Here is an 11,105-nt window from a genome sequence, read left to right as displayed (position 1 = left end):
AGGAGGCGAGGCCGACTACGTCGGGAAGTTCCCCTCCAGGCTAGACCTACAAGTCAAATCGGGTAGAAGTCTCGCTCAACAAAACACTGTATAATTCAGTGTGAGGTGATTGAATGAAGATAGATCTTAGGTGCATCCCCTGCAATCTGAGCAGTTTGCTACGGATTCTAGACGTTAATAACGCTGGAGAGGAAGAGAAGAAACAGGTTGTTAGAACCTTTCTCAAAGAGGTTGCGGAGATGGATTGGTCAGATACTCCTATAGATATCGGCAGAAAGGTCGGAGAGGCGTTGAAACCTCTCTTTGGCAACCATGACGCTTTCAGGGACGTCAAGAGACTTTCAAACAGAAGTCTTATGGAAATATACGACGATCTTAAGGAGGAACTCCTCAAGCTTGACGATCCTTTGTTAGGAGCGCTGAAACTATCGGTAGCCGGTAATATTATAGATGTTGCTCCTGGTCATAAGATAGACATTCATAAGACAATGAAGGATGCACTGTCGAGACCTTTCGCAATAGATGATCTAGAAGAGCTAGCGCAAAGGATACGAAGCACCGACTCGCTTCTCATAGTCGGTGATAACTGTGGCGAAGCTGTTCTCGATAAACTTCTGCTAGAACTCTCCGGAGTGCCGAACAGCTACTTCTCGGTAAGAACAATACCGGCTCTTAATGACATAACGATGCGAGAGGCCCTTGAAATAGGCATGGACGAAGTAGCAACGATAATCGATTCTGGAGCAGATGCACCTGGCGCTCAGGAAAAGACTATGCAGAGAGGTTTTTTCGATGTTTATTCCAGGGCCGATGTAGTAATCTCTAAAGGACAGGGCAATCTAGAAGGTTTAAGCTCGGCAAAACGCGAGATCTTCTTTTTGCTTATGGCCAAGTGCGATGTAATCGGCGGCTTTCTCGGAGTACCGAAGGGTTCGTTTGTTGCCTACAGAAAGGCAGAATCGAGGGGATAGAATGGAGCTGTTCAAGGACTTTCCTGTTCTGGTAGTTGACGATGACTTACTTTCAGAAAACACTGGGGGGAGAGCGACAAGAGAGATCATAAGAGAGCTTCAGAAGCGAGGCTTTTCAGTCATAGAGTCTTACTCAGGCTACGACTGTAGAATTGAGTTCATGTCTCATTCAAATGTCAGCTGTGTTTTGCTCGACTGGGATCTTGTGATCAAACCAGATGCTGAGTTTCTAGGCCCGGGAGAGATAATCGAGATAATCCGCGGAAGGAATATGCTTATTCCCATATTCCTCATGACTGAGAAACTAAAAGTTATGGAGATTCCTCTCGAAATAATCAGTCAGATCGATGGCTACGTTTGGAAGCTCGAAGACAGTCCCTCTTTCATCGCGGGAAGAATTGAGGAAGCAACAGAGCGCTACATGGACGAACTGCAGCCCCCCTTTCTGAAAGAGCTCATACGATACGTGGATGAATTCAAGTACTCGTGGCACACCCCCGGTCACAGCGGAGGAGAGGCTTTCCTCAAGTCATCTACCGGGAAGATCTTCCATAACTTCTTCGGGGAGAACATTTTCAGGAGCGACTTATCCGTTTCGGTGCCGGAACTTGGCTCTCTCCTCGAGCATACAGAAGCCATCGGAGAATCGGAAAAGTCTGCTGCCAAGATTTTCGGTTCCGACGAGACATATTTTGTGACGAACGGTACCTCAACATCCAACAAGATCGTCTTCCATTATTGTGTGACCCCGGGGGACATTGTCCTTATAGATCGGAACTGCCACAAGTCGATTATGCATTCAATAATAATGACAGGTGCGATACCAATCTACCTCACGCCTAGCAGAAACTCTTTAGGAATTATCGGGCCGATCCATGAAGAGGATTTTGAATGGAGTGAAATCGAAAAGGCAATAAATGAAAGCCCTCTCGTGGAAGACAAAGAGAACTACAGAATAAAACTTGCTGTAATCACTAATTCGACATATGACGGCCTCTGTTACAACGCGAAAACCATCCTCGACAAGCTTGAAAAGATTGTGGATTTCGTTCTCTTCGATGAGGCATGGTACGCCTATGCGAAATTCCATAGAATGTATATGAGCCGCTTCGGAATGTCACCAGACATTGACAGAGAAAAATCTCCGGTGGTCTTCTCTACGCACTCCACTCATAAGCTACTGGCTGCCTTCTCTCAAGGCTCTATGATACATGTAAAGGACGGTAGAAAAAGGGTAGATCATGGAAGATTCAACGAGGCATACATGATGCACATGTCTACTTCGCCTCAATATGCGATCATCGCTTCCCTGGATGTAGCGGCAAAGATGATGGCCGGAAACGCAGGCAAATTCCTTATTGACGAGACGATTCAGGAGGCAATCATTTTCAGAAAGAAGATGAAGCATCTGAAGGAAGAAATCGAGTCCAAAGAATCAGAGCGAAAGAGACGCTGGTGGCTCGAGATCTGGCAGCCGGAAAAGGTCTCGATTGGGACAGAAGACGGGCAAAGAAAGACCTTCGATCTCGAAGACATCGATGAATCGATTCTCAAGGACAGACCTGACTGCTGGTATCTCAAAGCAAACGAAGACTGGCATGGATTCGGAAAGCTTGAGAACGACTACGTCCTTCTCGATCCGATAAAAGTGACCGTTATGACCCCGGGAATAACGAGACAAGGTCGGATGAGGGATTGGGGAATCCCAGCAACGATAGTCACAACTTTCCTTAGAGACAGGGGAATAGTAGTTGAGAAATCGGGTCATTACTCATTCCTGATACTCTTCTCCCTCGGGCTGACAAAGGGAAAGTCTGGAACTCTGCTCGCAGAGCTCTTCACTTTCAAGAAGCTCTTCGATGAGGACGCTCCTCTGGATGATGTATTTCCCGATATCGTCAGAGAGTTCCCAAAGAAATATGGAAAGATGACCCTTCAGGAGCTTTGCAGACAGATGCATGAATACCTCCGAAAGGTCAAGATAACCAAGGTCTTGAAGGATGTTTACTCTCGGAATCCCCAGCAGGTTATGCTTCCGTCCAAAGCCTATTCAGAGTTGGTTAACGACAATACTGAACTGGTCAGAATCCGTGAGCTGCAAAACAGAATCTCAGCTGTAATGGTCGTTCCTTACCCTCCGGGAATACCCGTGATAATGCCTGGCGAGAGATATACAGACGACACGAAGAGAATCATCGAATATCTGAATCTCTCGGAGGAGTTCGACAACAAGTTTCCCGGCTTTGAGAACGAGATGCACGGTCTGAAGATGAAGATAGACAGCAACAACAAGAAGAGATACTACACATACTGCTTGAAGGAGATCGAACAGCCAGAAGGCGAATAGGCGATGACATTCGCTCCTGTAACGCATACACCACATAAGTAAATACATCTGTTTGGTGCTATAATCCTTTTTATCACTGATTATGAAGGGATCGGCGTGTTCCTAGCATTTCTGCCTGCTGTCTTCTTTGGATGGACTCTCGGAAGGAATGACGCAGCCAATATATACGGTACAACCGTAACAAGTGGAATTCTTAAATACAGATCAGCTGCGCTGATCTCAAGCTTTGCTGTGCTTGTTGGAGCTATTCTGGGTGGGGCCGGTGGAATGCAAACTCTTTCCAGCCTCAGCTCTCACACATTGCTCTCTGCTTCAGTCAACGCAGCGGCAGCGGGAATCTCCGTTCTCTTGCTTAACAGGCTGGGGTTACCTGTCTCCTCTTCGCAAGCCGTTGTGGGCTCGATAGTTGGCATTGGGCTTCTGAGTGGAAGCGTTGATTGGCTGGTTGTGTTGAAAATAGTCTCTTGCTGGATAACGACTCCACTTGTAGCGGCGATCGTTGCTCTTTTCCTGTATAGACTTATTGGTGTCGCCTTCAAAAGAGTACGTTCAGTTCTTGTTCAGGACATACTCCTTAAATCACTTGCGGTAATTGTTGGTGGCTTCGGTTCATTCGCTCTTGGAGCAAATAACGTTGCAAATATCACAGGAACCTTTGCAGATATCATCGGTGTTGAGAAGGCTGTATTGATTGGAGGGCTGAGCATATCGGCCGGAACTATAATGTTCAGCAAGCGAGTTATGTACACGATCGGGACAAAGATAGTCGCCCTCGAATCGTTCGCTTCGGTTATTGCCTTACTGGCACAATCATTGACCGTCCTAATTTACGCGTTCATTGGGGTTCCCGTTTCGGTTTCGCAGGCAATAGTCGGAGCGGTTATTGGAGTCGGGCTTGCGAGAGGATCGAGAAACTTTGATGCAAGGCTCCTAAAGAGAATTGTCTTTGGATGGGTATCTACTCCCGTAATTTCGGGATTGATCTCAGTTGCCCTTTACACTGCTATCAATTCGATCCTGGCGCTTTTTGGAAGCTGAGCGCCGTATCCATTGACGTGACAGCACAGCTGCTTACAGGAGAAGAAGTAGGCCCATAATGTGTATAAGCAAAACCATACGGCAAAACCCGTCAAACCGCCTTCAGCTCATCACGTACTCTCCCAAGTGTTGAATATGGGTCACTAGCTATGATCATCAGAACCTGAGGCCTTCCCCTTGAAACATCTCAGAAAAACGAATTTCAGAATGTCAGCAGGTAGCTCCTGAGGCTTATTGGCTCGACTTTTGCATCGTCATTCATTGACTTTGCCATAAGGTACATGTGAGATATCACAACTCCCAGATCGATCGAAATGACATCCTCGTAGATCAGTGGAATCTTCTTCCAGCCGTGAATTGCTATGCTGTTCCTGTCGAGAATCTCAAATCTCCAGGGCTGCCTGTTGAATGAAGAAGGCGACATCCTTCCCGCATTCAAAATATCCTTCATACTTTCATCTATGTACTCTGTCTTGCCAGAAACAATCTCCGCAAACGGCTTTCTATTTGCCTCCCTGAAGAGAAATCTAGAGGCTCTCTCAACAATGTCTCCTTCGCTATTAGCGGGAAAGCCCACGATTATCATGGACAGGTAGTTTGGCAGTCTGGCCCAGCTAGTGGAGAAACCCTTCAGGGTGAGATTAAGAACTATCTGCTCGCCTTCGAAACCGAACCGAATCAGATTGGGAGTAGTGAACTCCTTCAGCTTAGCGAGAACGATTCCTGAACCAGACGGAAACTGCGGAGTGAAATACCATTGCAAAGGAGCATCCGAGTTAAGAGGAATAATGTCTCCAATAGCAGAATCCACTTGTTTCCTTTGCTCAGGAGACAGTTGCTTTTCCTGGAACTTTCTCTGAGTCACTCTTAGGCCGATCGCCTTCATGATCTCCTGTTTGTCTAGCATTCAATCACCTCTTTACATATATTCTATATAATTTGACAATTAAACTCAAGATTAATCATATTACTGGTTTCAATGTGCACAACTGTAACGAAGAGACCAGAGCGCAAATACCTGCATCAAGAGATGCCTGATCCTTCACATTTACCAAAAATAGCAAGCTCTTTCGGAAAAGAAAAACGCCGGGAACAGAACCCGGCATTTGCATCCTATAACGTGGTTCCGCTACAGTCCTTCCCCAAGCTCTCTAGCCCACTCTTTTGCGGTTTCAACGTACTCGTCCAGCCTTGAAGAAGGTGCCTCGAAGTCAATCTCCTGAATCACTTCGTTACCCTTCAATGCCTTCTTGAGATTCTCAAATGCTGCGCCGATCATTCCATCATGTGTACAGAATAGAGCTATCTTCTTTCCCTCCAGCTTGTTTTCTGCGAGAAATGTACTTATCGGCGGCGCATAAGTGAGTGCCCACACGGGACTGCCTATGATTATAAGATCGTAATTGTCAGGATCAAAGCCATATGGCTCAAGTTCAGGCTTGTTATTCATAGTTACCGACTCGCTTCCCCAGATATGCTCCTTGTCAGGATCGTATCCGGGAGTGGTCTCTATTTGCTCGGGATTCTCAACGTGGTGATAATAGGTTCGAGAAAACTCTCCCGTAGGCACCAGCCTTAGAAGGTCAGCATCGATCGAAGAGGCCATAGCTTCTGCAAGAGCTCTTGTACTTTCATCATATGAGAAATAAACAACGATAGACTTCATTCTATTACCTCCCTTCAAAGCTATTATAGCTTGACTTAGCGGCGAAATGAAGCTATCTCGATAAGGGAATCTTCTACTCTCCTCCTGAACAAATGAATCGAGAAAGCATTATGCAATCTACTGGCATTGAGTTTTCAAGATTTGTGTTTTTCTTCAATACAGACTTTTACCGAGGGTCTCATACAGACCTTTTCTAATGCTATAGCGAAGCGCAACGTCAAAAGCAGCCAACAGCTGACAGCAGCTCGCTGTTCGTCGCATCTCAAAGTCGTCAGTATAGAAGCAGGATAACTGCCGATCTTGCACTAAACTTCGCCTGAATAATGACTCGTTATGATAGAGTTTTTGCCTGTGCTTAGAAATAATCGATCGAGCTCCTTCGATACGAAGTATCCTTTAGTAATATCATTATTTAGTAGAGGCGGGTTTTCCGGCTACGGATAATCCGCTTTCGGCTTTCCCGTTTACGGAAAATCGGTTTGCGGATTAATACGGCTCCTACAGAGCGTTTTGTCAATTTCCCTGATCTGCTTTCTCCTATCGTCCAGTACTTCAACATTTGCGCTCTCTGACTACATTGAATCAAGAAAGCAGCATTAAACTGTATTAATCTTTAGAATCAATCGCTCCTTTCTATAGCACACACACAACAAGCACATCACAAGCAACCGATAACAGGATACTGAATCAACATCTCAGGAAAAAGCTGAATCGAAGATGCTAGAGAACATATGAAGCAGGGACGTCGATCAGTAAGTAGTTCCGATAAGCCTCTCGAACCACTCTCGACTTATCACTCTGTAGTGAGGGTGATAACTTCTTTTGTAGTAAGAACTGTGATGTAACAACCGGCCGCTTTCAAGGGCCTCCTTGACTGAAATCGTCGATTCCGGAGTAAATACACTTTCGGGAAGAGAGTCTCTAAGAACCGCTTCTATCCTCTGCCACTCAAGCTTCCAGTCCTCGCGCGTCATTGAGGCACCTACCCTTGAACTTGCTACCAAAGCTCGAAAGAGATCGTCGATCAGAACCTGTCTATTCTTTACAAGAACAAGATTCAGCCTGAAGAAGTTTTCCATATAGCTGACGTCTTGCCAGAGGACTTGATCGAACTCTTCGCAGTCGATTTCCTCCGCAAGGTATCTAAGCGCGACGGCCTGGTCTTCCATCAAGTGCTTCGGACCGAACGTGCCTTGATAAAACAACTTGTAAAGATCGTCGAGCCTTGCTTCGGGATGCAAATCCAGCTCGTGAGAAGCGAGTTCAACAATTCTATTGTCCATTCGAAACATACACTCCCCCTATTTGATTAACTATTATACAGCTATCAATGCTCGATTCAAAAGCCATCGACCGCTATGATGACGCTTTGGCAAGAAATAGCTCAAGAACATCTGGAGAGATCGCCGGAATTTTCTCTGAAGGCCTTATCTCGAGGCTTCGTATTTAATTCTAAGAACTGATCAAATGATTGAAGTGGCACGAAGCCATCTAGCAGGTAATCGCTGTGAGTTTCAATATAAAAGCCCCCGCAATCCGCGAGGGCCCTCTGGGGGTTAACTGTGGCATATAGTACTAGAAGCTAAGAAGAGAATCTCTTCTTCCCCAGACCGAAAAACCTTACTCAATCGTTATTCCGTTACCAGGCTCTAAGTCCAACCAGTGAGAAGACCTTCTTACTAGTACCTCCCGAGTCACCACTAGATGGGACCGTCACAAAGAAGTTCTCAATATAATCGCTACTTCCATCGGTTCCAAAGCTATTCCCAACAACAGATCCAAGAACAAACAGTTGAGAGAGCTTTGTTGTGTAAGTTTTATTGCCCGATATGACCGTTTCTAAATCGGGAAACAAAAAGCTTCCACCCACACAGTTTTCATTGCTTTCATCACACCTCGCAAGGGCTGTGACATCGCCACAAATGGCTCTTACTCCATGCGTTGCATTTCCTTCATTCTGCGTTCCAACTCCGAAAGTGTTAATCACATTTCCACCCAAAGCAGATAGCGAAAGATAGTCCCTGTCCAATTCGAACTGCCTGAAAAGCTCCTCGACCTTTTTAAGTGACATGATGGGCTTTGTCAAAGTGGTCAAATCGTCAGGGCCAGTATTAGGATTATCGCTCTTCCTCGTGGCGATCACAAAATCCTTTGCTGAATCGCCGTAGATAAGATTCGTGTCAATATTTATATCCCCAAATACCGAGATGCTGTATCTCCCATTTATGTAACCAATCATGTGGGGATTTCCGTTTTTATTCACAATATTCACGCTCTTATTGAAGGATAGACTAACAGTGTGATCGGCGGCCTCAATTATTATAGTGTATTTCGTTGTCCCGGAATCCCCTGCCTCACAGGAGACTTCAATAAAATCGTAGTCATTACTCTCTGTTGTTGGGTCCTTGGGAAAAGTAATTGTGTAAGAGTCTGTGGAAGATAGATTGAACGAAATCAGCGAATCTGGCGAGAAAGTAGATGTACTATCGGAAAATAAGTTCTTGTTGTCATCTGTGAAAACAATTTGCTTCGACAGATTGTTCAACTGATTTTCCTTATCTTCAAGTAGTGATACAAAATACGAAGCTGAGTCTGTATCTGTGGCGTTATAGCTTGCCTGATCATCTTCTTTTTCTGGAGAAAAAGACACACGATGAGCCGTTAAACCATTAGAGAAAATGTAAGGAAGATCTGAATTAGGGCTATTAATTATTGCATCGCCTAGTAAAATGGCGTGCCCATTGATCCAGTCACCACCCGAGCTAATATAGTCATCATATCCCTTCTGTTTTGTGGTTGTAACTCTGTCAAACTCCCTATCAATATCTCCTAAAATCAATGCAGGAACTTGAGCTAGAGAATCCACCATTGCAAGTCCATATGAATACCTCTTGACAGCGCCTTTCTCCACCCATGAAATGATTGAGAATTTGTCTCCTGATCTACTCACTGCTACCCCTCTATTGTCAAATTCGGCAAGAGGGTTTAAATCAGCAGCTTCTGATAGATTCTCATCTGATAGTAACCACCATGTCCCTGCTCCAACGTCAGACATTGCACTTTGCCACAATACTCCTTCGTATCCTCCTCTAGAGGAAATGAAAGCGACAAATTCACTAAACCCTTCCCACTGGGCCTCCAAAGGTTCGGGCATATCCGAATAGTTTTCTGACAGGAACACTGTAGCTATTTCCACTAGATTGTTCGAACCTACTCTGAGATCCGAAAGTAGTGCGTAGCTATTCAACTGCCTTGATGATCTCTGGATTGAAATTCCGGCAGCAATTATCATCGTCGTAGCAAAAGCCATGAGAATTAACGCTATTGGCAGAATCACACCTCTATTTCGCATAGGGGTCGTATCTATATACATTAAATACCTCCCTTCTTCCTATTCTATTATCTGTGAGCGAGACCTCAAATATCCAGCCCACTATTTTTTCCCCAGGTTTCAGAGCAGTTTTACTGATCACATCAGCTACAACTTGTTCAAACCCAGGATACGTCGAAAGCTCTTCTATAATGCGTTCAATATCATCCTCACTAGAAGCATTCCTCACAATTCCTTCCACAGTTAGTTTTGCTGCATGTATATTTGTGGCTACTTCTAGCCTAGAAGACATAGCCTTGTATTGTAACATTATGGTTACCCCGCCTGTTATGAGGAATGCAATTATGATTAGAACAATCAGAATCTCAGCAGTTGTGAAACCTTTCCTAATAGATCTTCACCGCCCCATTAGATGATTTTGATATACCATAAACAGTAAATGTAGCAGCATAATAGATGTGACTGGAATCTGGTGGAAACTCAAAAGCAAAGTCCTCCAAATTGCCCGCAATGACAGATGATACCTGGTTATTGCTTGCATTATTGTAGAGAAACAACAATTCTCCATCTAAGTAAGTTACTGTCGCAACCGTCTCATCGCCAATGTTTGGAAATCTAGATCTGAGCGATATGGTTTTCGAGTCACTTCTATCAAAATCAATCGCTGTCCAATTTCTCGAAATTATATATCCTAGTCCACTATTCAGTTTCATTATCTCTTCATCTATAGCAAGCTGTGTCTGGACCTGACCGCTGATTCTGAATGTAGAAGTCAGCACAACGTATAAAATCCCCATAATTATCGTCGTGAGAAGCAAAGTAACCATTATCTCAACCATTGTGAGACCCTTGCGCATTTTTGATTTCGTTCGCCTCGATATCAAGAGACTCAAATAGATGATTCCTCCCTTTTCGGCAAAAACAGATTTCTCTTAAAGCAAGCATGAAAGCGTATGATATGCAACAGAAAGTCAACGGTTCTTTGAGGTATCGCTTGTCTACAGAATTAATGAAACTGGTCTTGACTAATCGACCCAAACGATTTTATCACATTATCTTGAACAATCGTTCTCGAAACAAACACCCATGCCAGATCGACCACGTTCTTGAGCAAAACTGGACATCGGATTTCACAGGTCAAGAAGCTATACTCCTGTAAGGTTAATGCAAGAACATGTCACTAATCCACGCAACGGAACTCTTTTTCTTGAAGATCAGTATTCTTTGTCGAGCTCTAAAGGGAGGGATTTGCTCTCAGCTTATTTTCCCTGATGAACTATGTGGATGACTCGCGATGAAATTGATTTCTCAATAGGGAGAGAATGAAAGTTAGTTGGTTCCTCGAATTACAATACGATTCTTCTCGTCTTATTTCAGTGCGGTCTTTGAGCAATACTTGTAGATCCACAGAATTGGCTCTGTGATTAACTTTTGTATCAGTATAGTTTCCCATGTAACAGCTCTGATTTTCCTTGCATTTTGCATCTTGTATGGGGTATCATTATATATTCCATTTCTATGCGAGGGAGCTGACAGTCGAATCGATTAGACGGTTTCTGAGGATAAGATATTTGTAAGAACCTCCTAAGAACTGAGTTGTGAACGCCCGAAAGACCTCCTTATTTCTAATCAGTTCCCTCGTGTTTCCTTGTTTCCCTCTCAGGTTTTCTTCAATTATGACTTCACTAAGACTTTAGATTCGAGAACCACTTCTATAGCTTTGCTCTTATAACTGGTGAGTAGCCCAGGGGG

9 protein-coding genes are annotated in these 11,105 nt (G+C 44.4%); 3 read left to right on the top strand and 6 right to left on the bottom strand.

The features are described 5' to 3' along the window. Positions 1-113 precede the first annotated feature (113 nt). The 3 genes from B3N33_RS10360 (at position 114) to B3N33_RS10350 (ending at position 4,356) form a co-directional block, all read left to right on the top strand. Complete coding sequence (locus tag B3N33_RS10360) at positions 114-971, top strand: damage-control phosphatase ARMT1 family protein (protein ID WP_292590559.1); 858 nt, start codon at positions 114-116, stop codon at positions 969-971. A gap of 1 nt (position 972) precedes the next feature. After that, on the top strand, positions 973-3,318 hold the full coding sequence (locus B3N33_RS10355) for an Orn/Lys/Arg decarboxylase N-terminal domain-containing protein (RefSeq protein ID WP_214079720.1): 2,346 nt from the start codon (positions 973-975) through the stop codon (positions 3,316-3,318). 96 nt (positions 3,319-3,414) lie between these two features. Next, complete coding sequence (locus tag B3N33_RS10350; protein WP_292593263.1) at positions 3,415-4,356, top strand: inorganic phosphate transporter; 942 nt, start codon at positions 3,415-3,417, stop codon at positions 4,354-4,356. A gap of 202 nt (positions 4,357-4,558) precedes the next feature. Here the strand turns inward: B3N33_RS10350 and B3N33_RS10345 are convergent, their stop codons facing one another. From B3N33_RS10345 to B3N33_RS10320, 6 genes are all read right to left on the bottom strand, one after another. After that, positions 4,559-5,263: a nitroreductase family protein gene (locus B3N33_RS10345; RefSeq protein ID WP_099829539.1), complete on the bottom strand. Its 705-nt coding sequence runs from the start codon at positions 5,261-5,263 to the stop codon at positions 4,559-4,561. A gap of 222 nt (positions 5,264-5,485) precedes the next feature. Then, on the bottom strand, positions 5,486-6,022 hold the full coding sequence (locus B3N33_RS10340) for a flavodoxin family protein (RefSeq protein WP_214079721.1): 537 nt from the start codon (positions 6,020-6,022) through the stop codon (positions 5,486-5,488). Between the two features lie 749 nt (positions 6,023-6,771). Next, positions 6,772-7,305, bottom strand: coding sequence for a hypothetical protein (locus B3N33_RS10335; protein ID WP_292593261.1), 534 nt, complete (start codon positions 7,303-7,305; stop codon positions 6,772-6,774). Positions 7,306-7,661: 356 nt separating this feature from the next. Then, positions 7,662-9,395, bottom strand: coding sequence for a hypothetical protein (locus B3N33_RS10330; RefSeq protein WP_292593259.1), 1,734 nt, complete (start codon positions 9,393-9,395; stop codon positions 7,662-7,664). Then, positions 9,364-9,663, bottom strand: a complete 300-nt coding sequence (locus tag B3N33_RS10325) for a hypothetical protein (protein WP_214079724.1) — start codon at positions 9,661-9,663, stop codon at positions 9,364-9,366. The genes B3N33_RS10330 and B3N33_RS10325 overlap by 32 nt, the downstream gene beginning before the upstream one ends. Before the next feature lie 76 nt (positions 9,664-9,739). Continuing rightward, positions 9,740-10,246, bottom strand: coding sequence for a PulJ/GspJ family protein (locus B3N33_RS10320; RefSeq protein WP_214079725.1), 507 nt, complete (start codon positions 10,244-10,246; stop codon positions 9,740-9,742). Positions 10,247-11,105 lie beyond the last annotated feature (859 nt).

The organism is Mesotoga sp. UBA5825 (assembly GCF_002432955.1).
Lineage (GTDB): Bacteria > Thermotogota > Thermotogae > Petrotogales > Kosmotogaceae > Mesotoga.
Note: the sequence above shows the minus strand (reverse complement) of the source record. Positions and strands in the feature narration are given on the sequence as shown.

Excerpts from the sequence above, each read along its gene's own strand:
- B3N33_RS10325 (WP_214079724.1), bottom strand. The coding sequence starts at position 9,663 with ATGTTACAATACAAGGCTATGTCTTCTAGGCTAGAAGTAGCCACAAAT.
- B3N33_RS10345 (WP_099829539.1), bottom strand. The coding sequence starts at position 5,263 with ATGCTAGACAAACAGGAGATCATGAAGGCGATCGGCCTAAGAGTGACT.
- B3N33_RS10330 (WP_292593259.1), bottom strand. The coding sequence starts at position 9,395 with ATGTATATAGATACGACCCCTATGCGAAATAGAGGTGTGATTCTGCCA.
- B3N33_RS10360 (WP_292590559.1), top strand. The coding sequence starts at position 114 with ATGAAGATAGATCTTAGGTGCATCCCCTGCAATCTGAGCAGTTTGCTA.
- B3N33_RS10340 (WP_214079721.1), bottom strand. The coding sequence starts at position 6,022 with ATGAAGTCTATCGTTGTTTATTTCTCATATGATGAAAGTACAAGAGCT.
- B3N33_RS10335 (WP_292593261.1), bottom strand. The coding sequence starts at position 7,305 with ATGGACAATAGAATTGTTGAACTCGCTTCTCACGAGCTGGATTTGCAT.
- B3N33_RS10355 (WP_214079720.1), top strand. The coding sequence starts at position 973 with ATGGAGCTGTTCAAGGACTTTCCTGTTCTGGTAGTTGACGATGACTTA.